This is a genomic window from Bradyrhizobium sp. USDA 4501, from assembly GCF_054062115.1.
In genome coordinates this window covers 6,293,173-6,311,368 of the sequence record NZ_JBSSEX010000001.1, presented here as the reverse complement: position 1 = coordinate 6,311,368, position 18,196 = coordinate 6,293,173, and the positions used below count along the sequence as shown (strand labels likewise).

General features: G+C 65.8%; 14 protein-coding genes. 9 read left to right on the top strand and 5 right to left on the bottom strand.

The features are described 5' to 3' along the window. The first annotated feature begins 32 nt into the window (after window positions 1-32). The 8 genes from ACVWZM_RS29020 (at window position 33) to ACVWZM_RS28985 (ending at window position 10,034) form a co-directional block, all read left to right on the top strand. Window positions 33-512 (top strand): DUF721 domain-containing protein, encoded by a 480-nt coding sequence (locus ACVWZM_RS29020; protein WP_028334785.1) that lies wholly within the window; start codon window positions 33-35, stop codon window positions 510-512. Window positions 513-633: 121 nt separating this feature from the next. Further along, the gene (locus ACVWZM_RS29015; protein ID WP_076830481.1) at window positions 634-1,290 is read left to right on the top strand and encodes a DsbA family protein; all 657 of its coding nucleotides are present in this window, start codon (window positions 634-636) and stop codon (window positions 1,288-1,290) included. Between the two features lie 334 nt (window positions 1,291-1,624). Next, the gene (gene smc, locus ACVWZM_RS29010) at window positions 1,625-5,089 is read left to right on the top strand and encodes a chromosome segregation protein SMC (RefSeq protein ID WP_168855840.1); all 3,465 of its coding nucleotides are present in this window, start codon (window positions 1,625-1,627) and stop codon (window positions 5,087-5,089) included. Between the two features lie 152 nt (window positions 5,090-5,241). Beyond that, the gene (locus tag ACVWZM_RS29005; protein ID WP_168855841.1) at window positions 5,242-6,237 is read left to right on the top strand and encodes a small ribosomal subunit Rsm22 family protein; all 996 of its coding nucleotides are present in this window, start codon (window positions 5,242-5,244) and stop codon (window positions 6,235-6,237) included. Window positions 6,238-6,452: 215 nt separating this feature from the next. Beyond that, window positions 6,453-7,013, top strand: coding sequence for a LemA family protein (locus ACVWZM_RS29000; protein ID WP_016839704.1), 561 nt, complete (start codon window positions 6,453-6,455; stop codon window positions 7,011-7,013). 167 nt (window positions 7,014-7,180) lie between these two features. Next, window positions 7,181-8,398, top strand: a complete 1,218-nt coding sequence (locus ACVWZM_RS28995; RefSeq protein ID WP_168855842.1) for a M48 family metalloprotease — start codon at window positions 7,181-7,183, stop codon at window positions 8,396-8,398. Window positions 8,399-8,561: 163 nt separating this feature from the next. Then, window positions 8,562-9,305: a P-loop NTPase family protein gene (locus ACVWZM_RS28990; RefSeq protein WP_016839706.1), complete on the top strand. Its 744-nt coding sequence runs from the start codon at window positions 8,562-8,564 to the stop codon at window positions 9,303-9,305. Window positions 9,306-9,365: 60 nt separating this feature from the next. After that, a complete protein-coding gene (locus tag ACVWZM_RS28985) occupies window positions 9,366-10,034 on the top strand; it encodes a P-loop NTPase family protein (protein ID WP_057016987.1) in 669 nt (222 codons plus the stop codon). Window positions 10,035-10,191: 157 nt separating this feature from the next. Here the strand turns inward: ACVWZM_RS28985 and ACVWZM_RS28980 are convergent, their stop codons facing one another. Beyond that, on the bottom strand, window positions 10,192-10,731 hold the full coding sequence (locus tag ACVWZM_RS28980) for an adenine phosphoribosyltransferase (RefSeq protein WP_018273383.1): 540 nt from the start codon (window positions 10,729-10,731) through the stop codon (window positions 10,192-10,194). A 115-nt stretch (window positions 10,732-10,846) separates the two neighbouring features. Continuing rightward, window positions 10,847-13,012 carry an anthranilate synthase component I gene (locus ACVWZM_RS28975; RefSeq protein ID WP_168855843.1) on the bottom strand — a complete coding sequence of 722 codons (2,166 nt, stop codon included), beginning with the start codon at window positions 13,010-13,012 and terminating at the stop codon, window positions 10,847-10,849. Between the two features lie 356 nt (window positions 13,013-13,368). On the opposite strand from ACVWZM_RS28975, the gene ACVWZM_RS28970 reads away from it, so the two are divergent. After that, window positions 13,369-14,367: a VOC family protein gene (locus tag ACVWZM_RS28970; RefSeq protein ID WP_233475358.1), complete on the top strand. Its 999-nt coding sequence runs from the start codon at window positions 13,369-13,371 to the stop codon at window positions 14,365-14,367. 178 nt (window positions 14,368-14,545) lie between these two features. Here the strand turns inward: ACVWZM_RS28970 and ACVWZM_RS28965 are convergent, their stop codons facing one another. The 3 genes from ACVWZM_RS28965 to petA form a co-directional block, all read right to left on the bottom strand. Beyond that, window positions 14,546-15,220 (bottom strand): dienelactone hydrolase family protein, encoded by a 675-nt coding sequence (locus ACVWZM_RS28965; protein WP_057017022.1) that lies wholly within the window; start codon window positions 15,218-15,220, stop codon window positions 14,546-14,548. Between the two features lie 185 nt (window positions 15,221-15,405). Next, the gene (locus ACVWZM_RS28960; protein ID WP_026193258.1) at window positions 15,406-17,478 is read right to left on the bottom strand and encodes a cytochrome c1; all 2,073 of its coding nucleotides are present in this window, start codon (window positions 17,476-17,478) and stop codon (window positions 15,406-15,408) included. Window positions 17,479-17,549: 71 nt separating this feature from the next. Continuing rightward, complete coding sequence (gene petA / locus ACVWZM_RS28955) at window positions 17,550-18,080, bottom strand: ubiquinol-cytochrome c reductase iron-sulfur subunit (protein ID WP_016839713.1); 531 nt, start codon at window positions 18,078-18,080, stop codon at window positions 17,550-17,552. Window positions 18,081-18,196 lie beyond the last annotated feature (116 nt).

Below are 18,196 nucleotides of genomic sequence, written 5' to 3'. Positions count from 1 at the left end.
AGCCACATCACCACCACTGCTATAACCCTCCCATGTCCAGACCCGGCCCGATCAGCGCCAAGCCCCTGTCGATCCTGCTCAGCGATGTCTTCACCGACGCCTATGCCAAGCAGGGCTTTGCCGCGCGCGAATTGGTGACGCGCTGGACCGAGATCGCGGGCGAGCGGATCGCGGCCTATTGCGAGCCGCTGAAGATGCAGTGGCCGCGGCCGGTGGAGGGACAGCCGCAGGAGCCGGCGACGCTGGTGCTGCGGGTCGAAGGGCCGATGGCGCTGGAGATCCAGCACTCCTCCGACGTCATCCTGGAACGGGTGAACCGCTTCTTCGGCTGGCATGCGGTCGGCCGCCTGACCATCCGACAGGCGCCGCTCTCGCGCCGCAGCCGCCCGGTACGGCCGCGCCCGCCGGACGCCAAAACCGTGGCCCGGGAGGCGGCCAACCTTGCGGCCGTCGAGGACGACGATCTGCGCGCGGCGCTGGCCCGTTTGGGTGCCTCGATCAAGCGAAATTGACGCTTTTCGGCGGGCCAGCCGCGAGACCGCGGCATTGCCACAATGGCCGTTTCAAGCTAGCGAAGGCTTCTTTTCGGGACCCCTTCATTGTGGCGTGAATGCGCCAATCCGGGAGCTGACCTTGATCATCACGCGCCGCGCTTTCACCACCGCTCTCTCGCTGACCGGGCTCGCCGCCCTCGCCGGCCTGTCGCCGCTGCGCCTGATCACCGACGCGTTCGCGCAGACCGCCGCCGAGGTCGCCAAGCCGCAGTCGCTGCCGGACATGGGGCTCGGCCCGCAGGACGCCAAGGTAACCATCATCGAATACGCCTCGATGACCTGCCCGCACTGCGCCAATTTCAACGAAACCGTGTTCCCGAAGATCAAGTCGACCTACATCGACCCCGGCAAGGTCCGCTACGTGTTCCGCGAATTCCCGCTCGACATCAAGGCCGCCGCCGGCTCGATGCTGGCGCGCTGTATCGCCAAGGACGACGCGCCGAAGTATTTTGCCGTGATCGACCTGTTGTTCCGCCAGCAGAACGACTGGGTGGTGAAGAACACCACCGAGACACTGACCCGGATCGGCAAGCAGGCCGGCCTCACCCAGCAGCAGGTCGAGGACTGCCTGAAGGATCAGAAGCTGCTCGACAAGATCGCGGCCGACCAGAAATACGCCAACGAGGTGCTGAAGGTGAACTCGACGCCGACCTTCTTCGTCAACGGCGAGATGCTGAAGGGCGAGACCTCGTTCGAGGAATTCAGCAAGCACATCGATCCGCTGCTGAAGAGCTGATCGGGAGCCCGCGAACCTGACGTCTTCGTGGCTCGCTTTCGAGTCGAGGCACGATAATTGTGGATGATTTGCGATCACGGCACGCAGCCGTCGCATCATTTGGTTGTTGAAAACCTGATTCGCGCGATGCGAATCATCGAGGACATGCAAGGGCCATAAAACCCTGCAAATCCCTTGGGAAAAGCTTGCTCAAGCGGTTGCCCTGACGCGCTCGCATCGCCATTGTCGCCGCTCATGAGAGCTGCACGCAGCAACTCACCCACACACCGACATTGCCTTCCATGGTATTGTCACGGCAGGGAGATTCGCGCCCGGCCAAACGAGATTTGTGTACATGAAGCTCACGCGCCTCCGCCTGCACGGTTTCAAGTCGTTCGTTGAACCCACCGATTTCATGATCGAGCCGGGCCTGACCGGCGTCGTCGGACCGAACGGCTGCGGCAAATCCAATCTCGTCGAAGCGCTGCGCTGGGCGATGGGCGAGACCTCGCACAAGTCGCTGCGCGCCGCCGACATGGACGCGGTGATCTTCGCCGGTTCCGGCAACCGTCCGGCGCGCAACCACGCCGAAGTCGTGATGACGATCGACAATTCCGATCGCTCGGCGCCGGCCGCGGTGAACGACAGCCAGCTCCTGGAAATCTCCCGCCGCATCGAGCGCGAGGCCGGCTCGGTCTACCGCATCAACGGCCGCGATGTCCGTGCAAGAGATGTGCAGATTCTGTTCGCCGACGCCGCCACCGGCGCGCGCTCGCCGGCGCTGGTCCACCAGGGCAAGATCGGCGAGATCATCCAGGCCAAGCCCGAGCAGCGCCGTCGCGTGCTGGAAGACGCCGCTGGCGTTGCGGGTCTGCATGCCCGCCGCCACGAGGCGGAACTGCGGCTGAAGGCGGCCGAAACCAACCTCACCCGCGTCGAGGACGTGATCGGCCAGCTCACAGGCCAGATGGAAGGCCTGAAGAAGCAGGCGCGCCAGGCGATCCGCTACCGTGAGGTCGCGGCCAAGGTGCGCAAGTCCGAAGCCATGCTGTTCCATCTGCGCTGGATCGAGGCCAATGCCGACGTCAACGACGCCGCGCAGACCCATGATATCTCCGTGCGCGAGATGGCCGAGCGCACCCGCGAGCAGGCCGAATCCGCCCGCATCCAGGCGATCCGCGCCGCCGAATTGCCGGCGCTGCGCGATGCCGAAGCGCGCGCCGCCGCCGGCCTGCAGCGCCTGACCAACACGCGCGAGATGCTCGACCGCGAGGAGCAGCGCGCCAAGGAGCGCGTCGGCGAGCTCGATCGCCGTCTCACCCAATTCGCCCAGGACATCGCGCGCGAGCAGCAGCAGACCTCCGATGCCGACATCGCGCTGCAGCGGCTCGACACCGAAGACGCAGAGCTGAAGGAAGAGATCAAGTCGCGCGTCGAGAAGCGCTCCGGCGTCGACGAGCGCGTCGCTGAGGCCGAGGAGATCCTGGCCGCGACCGAGCGCCAGTTCTCCGAGCTGACCACGCAGCTCGCCGATCTCACCGCCAAGCGCAATCAGCTCGAAGCCGGCGTGCGCACGCATCGCGACCGCTTGGCGCGGCTCGATCAGGAGATCGCCAACGTCCAGGCCGAGGAATCCAGGCTCGCGCAGGAGACCGGCAATCTCGGCGACATCGACGCGCTGGCCGCCGCCATGGAGATGGCGCAGCAGACCCTTGCCGAGTCCGAGGCCGCCGTGCAGACCAGCGAGGCGCATCACGCCGCCGCGCGGCAGACGCTGGAAGCCTCGCGCAATCCGCTCACCGAAGCCGAGAAGCGCGTGCAGCGGCTCGAGACGGAAGCCCGCACCATCTCCAAGCTCGTCACCAGCGAGACCAAGAATCTGTGGCCGCCGATCATCGACGGCATCACCGTCGCCAAGGGCTATGAAAAGGCGATCGGCGCCGTGCTTGGCGACGACCTCGATGCGCCGGTGGATTCCTCGGCGCCGATGCGCTGGACCAATATAGGCGTGGCCGGCGAAGATCCGGCGCTGCCGGATGGCGTCGAGCGGCTGGCCGACCATGTCCAGGCGCCGCCGGAACTGGCGCGCCGCCTGGCCCAGATCGGCGTCGTGGCCAAGGAACGCGGCGCGGCGCTGGTGTCGCAGCTGAAGACCGGCCAGCGGCTGGTGTCGCTCGAAGGCGACGTCTGGCGCTGGGACGGCTTCGTCGCCGACGCGCATGCCCCGACCGGCGCCGCCCGCCGTCTTGCCGAGCGCGCCCGTCTTGTCGACATCGAGCACGAGCTGGAACAGGCCCGCATCGATGCCTCCACCAAGCGCCAGGCGCTGGAGACGGCTGAAGAGGAATTGCGCTCGGCGTCCGCCGCCGAGGGCGCCTCGCGCGAAGCCGTCCGCGCCGCCCGCCGCGAGGCCGACGCCGCGCGCGAACGTCATGCCGCCACCGAGCGCGAGATCAACCGCCACGCCGCACGCAAATCGGCGCTGACCGAGGCGCACAGCCGCGTCGCCGCCGACCGCGCCGAGGCCGAAGCCGCATATGAGAGCGCGGCTGCCGCGCTCGCCGAACTGCCGCCGGGTGTCGAGACCGAGGCCCAGCTCGCCGCGGTTCGCGCCGAGATCGACAACCAGCGCCGGGCCGCGGCACTAGTCCGCGCCGAGGCGCAGGCGCTGGCCCGCGAGGCCGAGCTCGCCGACCGCCGCGTGCAGGCGATCGTTGCCGAGCGCAACGAGTGGCAGAACCGCAAGACCAGCGCCGCTTCGCAGGTCGAGACCGTCGAGGCGCGCATCGCCGAAGTGTCGGCCGAGCGCGAGGAGCTCGCCAATGCGCCCGAAATCTTCGCCGAGAAGCGCAGCGCGCTGATCACGGAGATCGAGCACGCCGAGGGCGATCGCCGCATCGCCGCCGACGCGCTGGCGACCGCGGAAGCCGCGATGGCGGAAACCGATCGCCTCGCCAAGGCCTCGCTCGAAGCGCTGTCCTCATCCCGCGAAGCTACCGCGCGCGCCGAGGAGCGTATGGAAGGCACCCGCCGCCGCCTCGCCGACATCGAGCGCGAGATCCACGACATGCTCGAGGTCGAGCCCAGCGCGGTCGTCGGCATGGCCGAGATCGAACCCGGCCAGGAGCTGCCGCCGGTCACGCAGGTCGAGGAAGAGCTCGAAAAGCTGCGCCGCGACCGCGAGCGGCTCGGCGCCGTCAATTTGCGTGCCGAGGAAGAGCTCAAGGAAGTCGAGACCCAGCACACCGCGCTGACCACCGAACGCGACGATCTGGTCGAAGCGATCAAGCGGCTGCGCCAGGGCATCCAGAGCCTCAACCGCGAGGCGCGCGAGCGCCTGCTGACCTCGTTCGAGACCGTTAACAACCACTTCAAGCGGCTGTTCACCGAGCTGTTCGGCGGCGGCGAAGCCGCGCTGCATCTGATCGAGAGCGACGATCCGCTCGAGGCCGGCCTCGAGATCATCGCCAAGCCGCCCGGCAAGAAGCCGCAGACGCTCTCGCTGCTCTCGGGCGGTGAGCAGGCGCTGACGGCGCTCGCGCTGATCTTCGCGGTGTTTCTGACCAACCCGTCGCCGATCTGCGTGCTGGACGAGGTCGACGCGCCGCTCGACGACCACAACGTCGAACGGTTCTGCACCCTGTTGAACGAGATGACCGGCTCGACCGAGACACGCTTCATCATCATCACGCACAATCCGATCACGATGGCGCGGATGAACCGGCTGTTCGGTGTCACCATGGCCGAGCGCGGCGTGTCGCAGCTGGTGTCGGTCGACCTGCAGGGCGCGGTGGACATCCTCGACCAGAACGTGGCTTAGGCGTAGCACCTACGCGTCGACGTCATTTTCTGGATACCCGCGCCTCCGCATCGTCATTGCGAGGAGCGATAGCGACGAAGCAATCCATGCCTCAGCACGCGGCGCTATGGATTGCTTCGCTCCGCTCGCAATGACGTGGGATAGTCCGTCACATGACCTCACCCGATCTCCCCGCCGAACTGCGCGCAGCCCTCAACGCCAGGCTCGAAGGCCTGTCGCGCAGCGACGCCGCCGGCCGCGCGGCGGTGATCTCGCAGACCTATCGCGAGGGCGGCGGCTCCTCGACGATCAGGACCGAGACCGATGCGCTGGCCTATGCGCTGGCGCGGATGCCGGCGACCTATGCCGCCGTCGCAGCGAGCCTCAACGCCCTGACGGAGATCAGGCCGGACTTCGCGCCGGCGCGCCTGCTCGATGTCGGTGCCGGTCCGGGGACCGTGACCTGGGCCGCCGCGGAAGCGTTCACGTCGCTGCGGGACTTCACCCTACTTGATGCCAACGGCGCGTTGCGGACGCTCGCCGAGGAGCTGTTTCACGGCAGCATTCGCCTGCACGACGCCAGCTATCAACTCGGCGAGGCGCGCGCCCTGCTCGACAAGGCCGAGCCCGCCGACCTCGTCGTCGCCAGCTACATGATCGGCGAACTCGGCGATGCCGAGCGCGGGGCGCTGGCCGATGCGCTGTGGTCGAAGACCAGCGATACGCTACTGGTCGTCGAGCCCGGTACGCCCGCCGGCTACGCGCGGATCATCGCACTCCGCGCGCGATTGATCGCTGCCGGCGCGCATGTCGTGGCCCCCTGCCCGCATGACGGCGGCTGTCCGCTGGTCGCGCCCGATTGGTGCCACTTCTCGCAGCGCCTGCAGCGCTCCCGCGCGCACAAGCAGCTCAAGGGCGCCGACGTCCCGTTCGAGGACGAGCGCTTCGCCTATGTCGCGCTGAGCCGCGCGCGCGTTGAGAACAGGCCATCGCGCGTGCTGGCGCAGCCGGACGTCGGCAAGGTCGAGATCGCGGCGAAACTGTGCACGCCCGAGGGCGTATCGGTTGCGCGGATCCCGCGCCGCGCCAGAGCCGAATACGCAAGCGCCCGGCGCTGGCGCTGGGGCGATGCGGTATCTCGTCGTCCCGGCCTTCGCCGGGACCCATAACCACCGAAGTTTGTTGTGAGTGAAGCCGTCGCCGCTTGTGCCCCTACCGCGGGCCGCGGCGCATGGGTCCCGGCCTTCGCCGGGACGACGGAATATGTTGAACCGATGTCGGCCAACCTTCGACTAACGCTTGCCCACCTTTCCGCGGCGGGCTGCCCTGCGCCCCGATCTTGGGCTACGGTGCCGCCGTCTCGTCCATCAGGAGCTGCCCCGTCATGTCGACCAGCTGGATCGTTATCGGCGTCATCGTGCTTCTCGTGCTGTTTGCATTCGGCGCCTACAACCGCCTCGTGGCGCTCAGCCAGCGGGTCGGACAGGCCTTTGCCGACATCGACGTGCAGCTCAAGCAGCGTCACGACCTGATCCCGAACCTGGTCGAGACGGTGAAGGGTTATGCCGCACATGAGCGCGGCACGCTCGACGACGTCATCAAGGCGCGCAATTCGGCGATGTCGGCGCAGGGCCCGGCCCAGGTCTCGGCGGCGGAAAACCAGCTCTCCGGCGCGCTCGGCCGGCTGATCGCGCTGTCGGAGGCCTATCCGGACCTCAAGGCCAACGCCAATTTCCAGCAGCTCGCCTCCGAGCTCTCCGATCTCGAGAACAAGATCGCCGCCAGCCGCCGCTTCTTCAACAACGCGGTCCAGGAATACAACACCGGCATCCAGCAGATGCCGGCCGCGCTGTTCGCCGGCATGTTCGGCTTCACCCGCAAGGATTTCTTCGACCTCGGCGCCAGCCGCACGGAGGTCGAGGCGGCGCCGAGCGTGAAGTTCTGATTACTTCCTTCGAGATGACACCCCTTCGGTCATTCCGGGGCGATGCAACGCATCGAACCCGGAATCTCATCTCACTCACTAATCTCGAGATTCCACAAAGCGCAATTGCGCATTGGGGTTCGCGCGTGCCGCGCGCCCCGGAATGACGGTGAGAGCGGACGCGCACCATGGCCGCCTATGGTCTCTACACGCATATCGCATCGAACAAGTTTCGTTCGATGCTGCTACTTGCCGGCCTGTTCCTGCTGATCTACGTGCTGGTCTATGCCGGCGCGCTGGTCGCGGAGGTGATGATCGATAGCGGCCGCACCGTCGACTACTACCTGACGCGGGCCTCGCGCGACCTGGTCTCGGCCTTCCCGTGGGCGACGATCGCGGCAGCGACCTGGATCGTGATCGCCTATTTCTTCCACCAGAAGATGATCGATGCCGTCACCGGCGGCGAGAGCGTGACGCGGCAGCAAGAGCCGCGGCTCTACAATCTCCTGGAAAATCTCTGCATCTCGCGCGGCATCCCGATGCCGAAGCTGAAGGTGATGGACAGCCCGGCGCTGAATGCGTTCGCGACCGGACTGAACCGGAGTCAATACGCTATCACCGTCACCACAGGCCTGTTGAAGGCGCTGAACGATAAGGAGATCGAGGCCGTGCTCGGCCACGAGCTCACCCATATCAAAAACGGCGACGTGCAGCTGATGGTGATCGCGGTGATCATCGCCGGCGTGGTCGGCTTCTTCGGCGAGCTGTTCTTCCGCCTGTTCACGAACCTGTCGTGGAACTCGAGCGGCGGCGGAGGCGGCTGGTCGTCTTCATCCTCTCGCTCCTCGTCATCCTCCTCGGACCGCGACAGCAAGGGCTCGGGCGGCGGCGCGATCATCGTGATCATCATCGCGGTCGCGCTGATCTTGCTGGCCTGGCTGCTGTCGCAGGTGGTCAAGCTCGCACTGTCGCGCTCGCGCGAATTCCTCGCCGATGCCGGATCGGTTGAGCTGACCAAGAACCCCGACGCGATGATCTCGGCGCTGCGCAAGATCGAGAACCGCGGCGAGCTGCCGGACGCCACCTCGGCGGTGATGGAACTCTGCGTCGACAATCCGCGCGAGGGGTTTGCCGACCTGTTCGCCACCCATCCTTCGGTGAAGTCCCGGGTCGATGCCCTGGTGAAATACGCCGGCGGCCACGATCCCGGACCGCTGGCGCTGTCGGACGAGACGGAGCCGCAGGATGAGCCGCCCGCGGCGGGCGACCAGCCTCCGCCGGCGACCCATGGCCCATGGGGCGATGTGCCGCCGACACAGAAGAGCAATCCGCCAGCGCTGCCGGGCAACAACCCCACGCAGGGACCATTGGGTCCTCTCCAGGGCCCTTGGGGACGACACCGCTAATCGCGCCCTAGCCTACTCAGTCCATTAAGGAAATTCCCACCAAACCCATCGTGGCCGCCTTAAGGAATTGAATTCTCCCTCGTTTCTGCCATGTTCGCGCCCAAAGCAGTGTGGGGACTTGCCGATCGCCATCGCGATCGGGAGCGCGCTTTAAGGGACTTCCATGGCAAAGCCGGTTGTGATCGTGGTGGGCGCCGACAAGGGCGGGGTCGGCAAGACCACCGTCTCGCGGACGCTCCTGGACTATTTCAGTGCCAATAACGTGCAGACCCGGGCGTTCGACACCGAATCGCCGCGCGGCACGCTGAAGCGCTTCCATCCTGACATCACCGAGATCGTCGACATGACGACGACCGCGGACCAGATGAAGATCTTCGACACGCTGAACTCGGGGCCCTCGGTTACCGTGATCGACGTCCGCGCCGGCCTGTTGTCGCCCGCGCTGGCCTCGCTGCGCGATATCGGCTTCCTCGACGCGGCGCGTTCCGGCCAGATCACCTTCGCCGTGTTCCATATCCTCGGCCCGTCGATCGCTTCGCTGGACGAGATCGCCGAAACCGCCAACTTCATGAGCGGCGCGAAATATTTCCTGGTGAAGAACTTCATCAACGACACCCAGTTCTTCCAGTGGGACCAGGCGACCTACAATTCCTACTTCCACCGCATCAAGGATGCCGTGGACCTGACCATCCCGAAGCTCAACGAAATGGCCTATGAGCAGGTCGAGGTCTCCTCGGTTCCGTTCCTGAAATTCGTCGCCAACAAGGGCATCAACGACGACGCCGCCAACTACTCCTTCGTGCTGCGCGGCTACGTCCGGCACTGGCTCGCCAATGTCTGGAGCGAGTACGACCGGATCAAGCTGACCGATCTCGTCGGCGCCAAGTCGGCCAAAGGCGAAAAATAGTCGGACCTTCGACCTTGATGGGGCTGGATTAGGCGAAAATTTGGCCTGATATAGCGGGCGATGTCGTCCACGCCCGTTTACATCATCTGCTCGCCCCGCCCGCAGGTCGGCAAGACGCTGATCGCGCGGCTGCTCGGCGAATTCCTGCTGCTCAAGAACGGCGACGTGGTCTGCTACGACATCAATCTGAAGGAGCCGTCGCTGCTCGACTACCTGCCGCGAATCACCGAAACCGCGGACGTGATCGACACCTACGGCAAGATGCAGCTGATGGACCGCGTCATCGTCAATGACGGCATCGGCAAGGTGATCGACCTCGGCTACCACGCCTTCGACGAATTCTTCAAAATGTGCGACGAGATCGGGCTGATGAAGGAGGCGCTGCGCCGTCGCGTCGCGCCGGTCATCCTGTATGTCGCCGATACCGACCGCGCCTCGGTGCGTGGCTACCAGACGCTGCTCGGCACGATCCCGCCGAACGCGCTGATCGTCATCGACAACGAATTCGTGGTGCGCGGCGAGCTGCCGCCGGTCATGACCGCCAGCCGGGTGTTGCGCTTCCGCGCGCTGCCTGTGTTCCTGAAGACCTATATCGACCGGCTGAACTTCTCCTTCACCGGCTATCTGCGCCAGGAAAAGGATTCATCGACCGAGCTGCATCAATGGATCCGGCGGAATTACACGACGTTCCGCGATCTCGAATTGAGCATGCTGCTGCAGCGGGGATGACTCTGCTCCCTCGCCCCGCTCTTGCGGGGAGAGGGTCGGGGTGAGGGGCTGGTTCCGCAAATTCGACCGAGATTGGAGTGCGCGGAGAGTCCCCTCACCCGGATCGCATCTTCGATGCGATCCGGCCTCTCCCCGCACGCGGGGCGAGGCTAAGAGATCAATGCCCCTCGAACGCCATCAGCGTGCGCACCGGAACGTCCATCGCGCGCAGCTTGGCCGCGCCGCCGAGGTCGGGCAGGTCGACGATGAAGCAGGCGGCGACCACATTGGCGCCGATCTGGCGCAGCAGCTTCACCGCGCCCTCCGCGGTGCCGCCGGTCGCGATCAGATCGTCGACCAGGATCACGCGCTCGCCGGGCTGCACGGCGTCGGCATGCATCTCCATCTCGTCGATGCCGTATTCAAGCGAATAGGCAATCCGCACCGTGGTGTGCGGCAGCTTGCCCTTCTTGCGGATCGGCACGAAGCCGGCGGAGAGCTGATGCGCCACCGCGCCGCCGAGGATGAAGCCGCGGGCCTCGATGCCCGCGACCTTGTCGACCTTCGCCCCCGCCCAGGGATGCACCAGCTCGTCGACGGCGCGGCGGAAGGCCCTCGCATCCGCCAGCAGCGTCGTGATGTCGCGAAACAGGATGCCCTTCTTCGGGTAGTCCGGGATGGTGCGAACAGTCGCCTTGATGTCGTGGTCGAAGGTCATTGGTCTCGCTCTGAGGGTCATTCCGGGGCGATGCGAAGCATCGAACCTGGAATCTCGAGATTCCGGGTCTGGTGCTAACGCACCATCCCGGAATGACGATGGTTAAACTTAGCCTTCACTTGCTACTCACATTAAGCCGGAATGCATTCTCGACAATGCGCAGGCCGACCTCGTTGCCGAGCGACATCAGCGATTCCGGGTGGAATTGCACGCCGCCGACCGGCAGGGTCTTGTGCTCGATCACCATCGCGACGCCGTCTTCGGTGGTCGCGGTCACCGCCAGCACCTCGGGCACGCTGTCGCGCTCGACATAGAGCGAGTGGTAGCGGCCGATCACGATCTCATTGGGCAGGTTCCGCATCAGCCGGCCGCCGCGCACCTGGACGCGCGAGGGACGGCCGTGTGCGGGCTGGCCGAGCTGGCCGAGCTGGCCGCCGAAATACTCGCCGATCGCCTGCACGCCGAGGCAGACGCCGAAGATCGGCAGCTGCTTCTCGAGCGCGGTGTCGATGGTTTTCGCGATGCCGAAATCCTCCGGCCGACCCGGCCCGGGCGACAGCACCAGGAGGTCCCAGCCCTTCTTCTTGAGCATGTCCTGGGCATGGACGTGCCTGACCACGGTGACGGTGGCGCCGACCTGGCGGAAGTAATCGGCCAGCATGTGCACGAAGCTGTCGTCGTGATCGATCAAGAGCACGTTCTTGCCGGAGCCGGTGGCGTCGGGCGCGAAATCCGACAGCGGCTTCGGCGGATCGCCGCGCAGCGCCTGGAACAGCGCCGCCGCCTTGACCTGGCACTCACGATCCTCGGCGGCGGGATCTGAATCGAACAGGCAGGTCGCGCCGACGCGCACCTCGGCAAGTCCATCCTTCATGCGGATGGTGCGGATGGTGAGCCCGGTGTTGATGCTGCCGTCGAAATTCACGCAGCCGATCGCGCCGGCGTACCAGCGCCGCGGCGACCGCTCGTGATCCTCGACGAATTGCATCGCCCACAGTTTCGGCGCGCCGGTCACGGTGACCGCCCAGGCGTGGGTCAGGAAGGCGTCGAGCGAATCGAAGCCCGGCCGCAGCATACCCTCGACGTGATCGACGGTGTGGAACAGCTTCGAGTAGGTTTCGATCTGACGCCGCGCCAGCACCTTGATGGTGCCGGGCACGCAGACGCGCGCCTTGTCGTTGCGGTCGACGTCGGTGCACATGTTGAGCTCGAACTCGTCCTTCTCCGAGTTCAGGAGCTTGCGGATCTGCTCGGCATCGCCGATCGAGTCCGAGCCGCGCGCGATGGTGCCCGAGATCGGGCAGGTCTCGACCCGGCGGCCGTCGGAGCGCACGAACATCTCCGGCGACGCGGAGACCAAGAATTCACCGTCGCCGAGATTCATCAGCGCGCCATAGGGTGACGGATTGATGCGGCAGAGCCGCTGGAACACTTCCGCCGGCGAGCGCTCGCAGGGCTCGGCGAACAGCTGCCCGGGCACCGCCTCGAACAGGTCGCCGCGGGCAAACGCCGCGCGCGCGACCTCGACAGTCGCCTGGTACTCGCCCGGGGCGTGATCGGCAAAGCCCTGCCGGCCGTTCCTGGCATAGAGGCTCGGCGCGGTCTCCTGCGGCAGGCCGGCGGTGGATTTGCCCTTCCACGCGAACTCGTAAGTGAGCGCCACGCCGCGGCCAGTGGCGCGGTCATAGGCCAAGAGACGGTCCGGCACGTAGAGCACGATGTCGCGCTGGTCGGCCTCGCGGGCGCGCTTCCGCACGAGGTCCTCGATCTGGAACACGAGGTCGTAGGCGAAGGCGCCGAACAGGCCGAGCAGCGGATCGGCATTGGAGGTGAACGCCGCCACCATGTCGCGCACCAGCGACATCACGCTGGCGCGACGCGTGCGCTGGTCTTCCTCGACCGGCGCGGCGCCGCGGATGATATGGCCGGCGAGCCGCGTTGGGGTCCGCTCCGAGATCACGACGCAGGGCTCGCGCAGCACGTCGCCGAGGAAGGCGATCAGGACCTCGCCGCGCGGGTTCAGCGCCTGCAACGAGAAGTTGGTGCCCGACGTCTCCAGCGCCAGCGGCGGATCGGCAAAGCCGAGGTCAAAGCTCTCGTAGCGGCCCGGCACGGTCGTGCCCGAGGACAGCACCACGCCGCGGCGGCGGTCCAGCAGCGCGATCAAATCGTCGAGACGGTTGGCGCCGCCGGTGAACTGCTCGACCACGCGCGCGACCGCAAGGCCGCCATTGGTCAGATATTCGCTTCGAGCCGGCAGGGAGAAGACTGTCCTGTTCATGTGATCCTCTTACGAGACTTGCCGAGAGAGCGCCACACAGGACAAACGAAGGGCAAATAAACTAACCATCGGTCGCACTGCGATGGCGACCTTCGACGTTTGTGAAAAAAGAAAACGCACCGGCCACCTATGAGAAGGTGGGCCACCAACGACGGGATGGACTGGCAACGGTGCTCATGCCCGTTACTCACCACCCGGCGCGGGCCGTGTCAAGAGATGGCCCGGCACCCCTGCCCCAATCCTGGACGCCCTTTCGGGCGGCATTTTCGGGTTTGAAGGGGCAGGAATCCGCGTAGGATTTGCTGAAATGGCGGCTGGTCGGCCGCCCAAAAAACAGACAGATGGCGGAGGCGCAGATGGCGATTTTGGGTCTCGGATATGCCGGCTTCGGCTCCGACGCGCTCGACGACTGGCGGCGGTTCGGCACTGGCCTCGTCGGGCTGCAGGCGGTCGAACGCGGCAATTCGCTGCTCGCGTTCCGGATGGACGACCGCAAGCAACGCATCGTGATCGACCGCGCTCAGGGCGAAGGCACCCGGTTCTTCGGCTGGGAGGTGGCTGACAGTGCGGCCCTCGATGCGCTGGCGGCACGGCTGGAGCGCGCCGGCGTCGCGGTGACATCAGAGCCGCTGGCGCTCGCAGATAGCAGGCGGGTGCGCGGCCTGATCTCGTTTCGGGATCCCGGCGGCAACCGCCTCGAGGCGTTTCATGGCGCCGAGATCGACGACACGCCGTTCAGGCCGGGGCGCTCGATCTCCGGCTTCCGCACCGGGCCGCTCGGCCTCGGCCACGCGGTGCTGACCGTCGAGCACATCACCCCGGTGATGAGCTTCTATGTCGACGTGCTCGGTTTCGGCTTAAGCGACTACATCGAAAAACCGTTCCGCGCCTATTTCTTCCATGTCAATGCCCGCCATCACTCGCTGGCGCTGATCGAGACCGGCACGAACGGCATGCATCATCTGATGGTCGAGCTGTTCTCGCTCGACGATGTCGGCCAAGCCTACGACGTCGCCCAGCAGGAAGATCGCGTCAACGTCACGCTCGGCCGTCACACCAACGACCTGATGACGTCGTTCTACGCGAGGTCGCCGTCCGCCTTCATGGTCGAGTGCGGGTGGGGCGGCCGCGAGATCGATCCGGCGAACTGGACACCGTTCGAGATGCATGACGGCCCGAGCCTGTGGGGCCACGAGCGGGTCTGGCTGTCGCCGGAGGACCGCGCCGTCGCGCGCGAGATGCGGATGCGCGCCGCCGCCGAGGGCAAGCGCGCACCGGTGCAGGTGATGGAAGGCAATTTCAGGCTAATGTCGGGGACCTGCCCGTGGTGGGACGGGGTGAAGGCGGAGAGTTAGATCTCGCCGTCGTCCCTGCCTAGTGCGCAATTGCGCACGGGAGCAGGGACCCATAACCACAGGGCCTAGTTATTTGGCGAGATGACTGCCAGCGTGCCCATTGCAAAAGCCACGGCGTATGGGTCCCGGCCTTCGCCAGGCCTTCGCCGGGACGACGCCGGTGGTTTTGGCAATCGCCTTACCCCAGGTGCTTCTTGAAGAAGTCCGTGGCGCGGCCCCAGGCGAGTTCGGCGGCCTCGCGGTCGTGCACCGACTGGCGCTGCTCGTTGACGAAGGCGTGCTCGGCGTCGTAGCGGAACAGCTCGAGCGACTTGCCGGCGGCCTTCATCGCCTTCTCGAAATTGCTGACGAGCTCCGGCGTGCACCAATCGTCCTTGTTGGCGAAATGCGCCTGCAGCGGAATCCTGACGTCGGCGGGCTTGGCCGCCTGCTCCGGCGGAATGCCGTAGAACACCACGCCCGCAGTTAGTTCCGGCACATGCACCGAGCCGATGATGGTCACCGCGCCGCCGAGACAGAAGCCGGTCAGGCCGACCTTGGCGCCGTTCTTGGCGAGATACTGCGCGGCGCCGCGCACCGTCTGCGTGGTGGCGTCCATGAAGTCGAGCGAGTTCATCTCTTTGCCCGCGGCATCGGTGTCGTGATACGGCACCACCTTGCCCTTGTAGAGATCGGGCGCCAGCGCATCGAAGCCAGCCACCGCGAAGCGGTCGCACAGGCCCTTGATCTGGTCCGACAGGCCCCACCATTCCTGGATCACGACGACGCCGGGTGCGTTGCCGCGCGCCGCATTGGCGAGATAGCCCGACGCATCCTTGCCGTCCGGACGCTTGAAGCTGATGCTGGTACCCATGAGTTCCTCCGCAATGTTTGCCGGCTGATTGGCCGGCATCTTGTCCGCACTCGGCGGCCGACGCAATTGACGACACTGTCATTCCGGGTTCGATGCTACCCCGTCACCCCGGAATGACGGAGAGATTGCAAACAAAAAAGCCCCCGAAGGGGGGCTTTCTCAAACTCGCTATACCGTACCCGAGATCAGTGGGCGTTGGCCCAGACCTTGCGCTTGGTGAAGTACATCAGGAAGGCGAAGACGACCAGGAAGAAGAACACCTGCATGCCGATCCGCTTGCGCTCCTCCATGTGCGGCTCGGCCGCCCACATCAGGAACGTGGTGACGTCATGCGCGTACTGCTTGACCGTCGCCGGCGAACCGTCGTCGAAGGTCACCTGACCGTCGGACAGCGGCTTCGGCATCTTGATGGCGTGGCCGGGGAAGTACTTGTTGTAGTACGAGCCCTCCGGGATCGTGACGCCCGCCGGAGCCTTGTCCTCGAAGCCCTGCAGGATGGCGTCGACGTAGTCGGGTCCCTGCTCCTGGTACTGGGTGAAGAAGTCGATCGCGAACTGCGGGAAGCCGCGCTTGTAGGACCGCGCCTTGGTGATCAGCGAGAGGTCGGGCGGCGCCGCGCCGCCATTGGCCGCGCGCGCGGCCTGCTCGTTCGGGAACGGCGACGGGAAGTAATCCGCCGGGCGGCCCGGACGCTCGAACATCTCGCCCTGGTCGTTCGGACCGTCCTTGATCTTGTACTCGGACGCGAAGGCCGCCGCCTGCGCCGGCGAATAGCCGGGACCGCCGGGATCGGCGAGGTTGCGGAACGCGACATAGGACAGGCCGTGACAGGCCGCACAGACTTCCTTGTAGACCTTCAAGCCGCGCTGCAGCGAGCCACGGTCATAGGTGCCGAAAGGACCGGAGAACGACCACTTCTGAGCCGGCGGCGCGTTGCCACCCTCCTCGGCCTTGGCGTTCTGGGTGCCGCCGACGAGCAGGCTGCCGGCCACGACCATCGCGAGCATCACAGAGGCCGCGGTCGCGGCCCTGCCCTTGCTCTTCGCCAGCACGTCGTCGGCGATCGAGTTCGGCACCGGGCGCGGCGTCTCGATGCGGGCGAGCAGCGGCAGCACAATCAGGAAGTAGGCGAAGTAGCAGACCGTCAGGATGCGGCCGGCGATCACATAGATGCCTTCCGGCGGCTGCGAGCCGAGGTAACCGAGCAGGATGCAGACCACCACGAAGATCCAGAAGAACTGCTTGGCCAGCGGGCGATACTTCGACGAACGGGTCCGTGCGCTGTCGAGCCAGGGCAGGAAGCACAGGATGATGATCGCCGAGAACATCGCCACGACGCCGGCGAGCTTGTTCGGGATCGAACGCAGGATCGCGTAGAATGGCAGGTAGTACCATTCAGGCACGATGTGCGCCGGCGTCACGCCCGGGTTCGCCGGGATGTAGTTGTCGGCGTCGCCGAGATAGTTCGGCATGTAGAAGATGAACCAGGCGAAGAAGATCAGGAAGCAGGACACGCCGAACATGTCCTTGATCGTCGCATACGGCGTGAACGCAACGGTGTCCTTCTCGGTCTTGGCCTCGACGCCGGCCGGGTTGTTCTGACCCGCGACGTGCAGCGCCCAGACGTGCAGCACGACCACGCCGGCGATCACGAACGGGAGCAGATAGTGCAGCGAGAAGAAGCGGTTCAGCGTCGGGTTGCCGACCGAATAGCCGCCCCACAGCAGGGTCACGATGCTCTCGCCGAAATAGGGCACGGCCGAGAACAGATTGGTGATGACGGTGGCGCCCCAGAAGCTCATCTGGCCCCATGGCAGCACGTATCCCATGAAGCCCGTCGCCATCATCAGGAGGTAGATGATGACGCCGAGGATCCACAGCACCTCGCGCGGCTCCTTGTACGACCCGTAATAGAGGCCGCGGAACATATGGATGTAGACGGCGAAGAAGAACATCGACGCGCCGCAGGCATGCATGTTGCGCAGCAGCCAGCCGTAATTGACGTCGCGGACGATCAGTTCGACCGACTTGAAGGCGAGGTCGGCGTGCGGCGTGTAGTGCATCGCCAGGATCACGCCGGTCAGGATCTGCAGCGCCAGCATCATCGAAAGGATGGCGCCGAAGGTCCACCAGTAGTTCAGGTTGCGCGGCGTCGGATAGGCCACGAACGAGGAGTGGATCAGGCCGAAGATCGGAAGGCGCCGTTCGATCCACTTCAAGGCGGGGTTGCTCGGTTGGAAATCAGATGGTCCGCTCATTGATGCGATCCTGAAGAAGAAAAACGACGCGATGGGTCCAAGTGGAAGCTGAAATCCCGAGGGGCCGGGACTTAGCCGATCTGGATTTTGGTGTCGGAAAGGAAGGCGTAAGGCGGCACCGCCAGGTTGGCGGGCGCCGGCCCCTGGCGGATACGACCGGAGGAGTCGTACTGCGAGCCGTGGCAGGGGCAGAAGAAGCCGTCGTAATTGCCTTCATGGGCGATCGGGATGCAGCCGAGATGGGTGCAGATACCGATCACAACCAGCCACTGGTCGTGGCCGGCCTTGACGCGGGCCGAGTCGGGCTGCGGATCGGGCAGGCTCGAGAGCGCCACGCTCTGGGCCTCCTGGATCTGCTTCTTGGTGCGATGGCTGATGTAGATCGGCTTGCCGCGCCAGAAGACCTTGATGTCCTGGCCCTCGGCGATCGGCGTCAGATCGACCTCGATCGGCGCGCCGGCCGCGATCGTCGCGGCATCCGGGTTCATCTGCGCAACCAGCGGCCAGACGGTGGCGGCTGCGCCGACCGCGGCGGCTGCTCCGGTTGCAACAAAGAGAAAATCACGGCGTGTCGGATGGTCCGCCGAAGACGCTGTCGTCACGATTCCTAGCCCTTTCTTTTCTGCAGCCGGTGGAACCGCCCTGGAGACGCAGGACGCGCCCCAAGAAAGGCTGCCGGCGCCCGCGGCCCCCGCGGCGGCAGAAAACCGCTATTCCC

What these genes read in the sequence shown, in the direction of transcription:
- smc (WP_168855840.1), top strand. Translation starts at nt 1,625, where the DNA reads ATGAAGCTCACGCGCCTCCGCCTGCACGGTTTCAAGTCGTTCGTTGAA.
- ACVWZM_RS28970 (WP_233475358.1), top strand. Translation starts at nt 13,369, where the DNA reads ATGGCGATTTTGGGTCTCGGATATGCCGGCTTCGGCTCCGACGCGCTC.
- ACVWZM_RS29000 (WP_016839704.1), top strand. Translation starts at nt 6,453, where the DNA reads ATGTCGACCAGCTGGATCGTTATCGGCGTCATCGTGCTTCTCGTGCTG.
- ACVWZM_RS28990 (WP_016839706.1), top strand. Translation starts at nt 8,562, where the DNA reads ATGGCAAAGCCGGTTGTGATCGTGGTGGGCGCCGACAAGGGCGGGGTC.
- ACVWZM_RS28965 (WP_057017022.1), bottom strand. Translation starts at nt 15,220, where the DNA reads ATGGGTACCAGCATCAGCTTCAAGCGTCCGGACGGCAAGGATGCGTCG.
- ACVWZM_RS28995 (WP_168855842.1), top strand. Translation starts at nt 7,181, where the DNA reads ATGGCCGCCTATGGTCTCTACACGCATATCGCATCGAACAAGTTTCGT.
- ACVWZM_RS29020 (WP_028334785.1), top strand. Translation starts at nt 33, where the DNA reads ATGTCCAGACCCGGCCCGATCAGCGCCAAGCCCCTGTCGATCCTGCTC.
- ACVWZM_RS28985 (WP_057016987.1), top strand. Translation starts at nt 9,366, where the DNA reads ATGTCGTCCACGCCCGTTTACATCATCTGCTCGCCCCGCCCGCAGGTC.
- ACVWZM_RS29005 (WP_168855841.1), top strand. Translation starts at nt 5,242, where the DNA reads ATGACCTCACCCGATCTCCCCGCCGAACTGCGCGCAGCCCTCAACGCC.
- ACVWZM_RS28980 (WP_018273383.1), bottom strand. Translation starts at nt 10,731, where the DNA reads ATGACCTTCGACCACGACATCAAGGCGACTGTTCGCACCATCCCGGAC.
- ACVWZM_RS28960 (WP_026193258.1), bottom strand. Translation starts at nt 17,478, where the DNA reads ATGAGCGGACCATCTGATTTCCAACCGAGCAACCCCGCCTTGAAGTGG.
- ACVWZM_RS28975 (WP_168855843.1), bottom strand. Translation starts at nt 13,012, where the DNA reads ATGAACAGGACAGTCTTCTCCCTGCCGGCTCGAAGCGAATATCTGACC.